Annotated in this window: 1 protein-coding gene and 1 pseudogene; one reads left to right on the plus strand and one right to left on the minus strand. The window is 38.8% G+C overall.

All coding sequences use genetic code 11. The annotated features are described in order from the left end of the window. A pseudogene (locus ACS8FD_RS14870) lies at positions 1-653 on the plus strand (ABC transporter ATP-binding protein); the annotation flags it as partial. 112 nt (positions 654-765) lie between these two features. Here ACS8FD_RS14870 and ACS8FD_RS14875 read toward each other — a convergent pair. Next, on the minus strand, positions 766-1128 hold the full coding sequence (locus tag ACS8FD_RS14875; protein WP_439262550.1) for a septal ring lytic transglycosylase RlpA family protein: 363 nt from the start codon (positions 1126-1128) through the stop codon (positions 766-768). Between the last annotated feature and the right edge of the window lie 197 nt (positions 1129-1325).

A 1325-nucleotide genomic window follows, 5' to 3' on the forward strand; every position in this document is an offset into this window, starting at 1 on the left:
TTCTTGTCCTCGATGAGCCGACCAACCATTTAGACTTACAAATGCGCCAAGCGTTGACCATCGCGTTGCAAGGGTTTCAGGGGGCAGTGGTGTTGGTCTCGCATGATCGTGAGCTGATTGCGAATGTCTGTGATGAGTTATATTTGGTGCACGATGGCCAAATTGATGAGTTCAATGGCGATATCAGTGATTATGGTAAGTGGCTAGCAGAAAAACGTAAACAAGAGAATGCGCCAGATAAGAATACTGGCAAAAAGAAAAGTAAAAAAGAGAGTAAGAAGTTTGTTTCACGTGAAACAGATACTGGCTTAGTAAATAGTGAAACATCTACTGCACCAATAAAAGATAAAACTGCTCAACCTGCTCTTAGTAAAGATGAGCAGCGTAAGCTGGCGGCTGAACAACGTAAGCTAACAGCGCCTATTCGCCGTGACATCGAAGACACAGAAAAGGCTTTAGCTAAGATGGATAAGCAACTAATAACGTTGGAAGAAAAGTTAGCTGACACTGATCTTTATGAAGAGAGCCGCAAGTCAGACTTGTTACGATTGTTAGATGAGCAAAGTGCGCTACAGCAGCAGCATAGCGATAATGAAGAGAAGTTGCTGCTATCAATGACGACATTAGAGGAAATGGAAGCAAAATTTGACTAGGTGGCTTTAACGATTTAGTAAATGGTTGTTCGCTTATAATAATCATTATAGTAGCTATAAAATAGTAGTCGCCATAAAAAAGGGAGAGCGCCGGCTCTCCCTTTTTACTACATCATTGTCTACGGTATTTACCATCACCATAAGATAAGATCTTCATAGTGGTGGTACAAAGTTGACAGTTTATTTTACCAGCAGCGCCTTTAGATAAATCAAGGATTCGTCCCGGAGTAAAAGGTCCTCTATCCGTAATTTTTACTATGACGCTTTGCTTCGTCTTTTTATTGGTCACTTCTACTTTTGTACCAAATGGTAACGTTTTATGAGCGGCAGTCATCGCATTCATATTAAAAATACTACCACTAGCGGTACGTTTGCCATGGAACTTACTACCATAATAACTGGTATTACCAGCAAATGCGGTGGTAGTCAGTAGTAGTGATAACGTGACTATCAAAGACTTGATCAAATAAGACATTTAATACCTATATGCAGTTTATAAAATAGACAGATACTCTTGCCTATGTTATTCATAGTCCCTATGAGTATGAATAATATGGGTATTTTACAATAAAAAGCTTTCTTAGTCCTTACTGTACTGTAAAAAACGCTCGAGTTCACAGTTTGTCCAGTTCATATGTGTTTATTTTTATAGTGAAACTATTAATAGCAATA

Source organism: Psychrobacter sp. 1U2, from assembly GCF_051847575.1.